We start from the raw sequence: 239 nt of genomic DNA, 5'->3' as shown, positions 1-239 counted from the left end.
CGCAGCGCCGCTATGCCACACTGCGGCGATGACAATCGTTCTCATCGCCATCGCCTTGTACCTGAGCGCCACCGGCCTGCTGGTCTCGGCGGTGCGCCGCGACGGCGGCCGCGGCGCGCGCGGCTGGCTGTTGCCGGCCAACTTCGCGGTGCTGCTGCACGGGCTGGCCCACCTGCTGGCCTGGCGCGTCGCCGGCGGCGCCGACCTGCACTTCTTCGCCGCGCTGTCGCTGGTGGGGC

1 protein-coding gene is annotated in these 239 nt (G+C 74.1%); it reads left to right on the top strand.

From position 1 onward, the window contains the following. Positions 1-28 precede the first annotated feature (28 nt). Positions 29-239: inner membrane protein YpjD (locus HKX41_13240; GenBank protein NNC25099.1), on the top strand; the 211-nt coding region annotated here is incomplete at its 3' end.

The sequence above is a fragment of the Salifodinibacter halophilus genome (assembly GCA_012999515.1).
GTDB lineage: Bacteria > Pseudomonadota > Gammaproteobacteria > Nevskiales > Salinisphaeraceae > Salifodinibacter > Salifodinibacter halophilus.
This window is presented reverse-complemented; position numbering and strand designations above follow the sequence as displayed.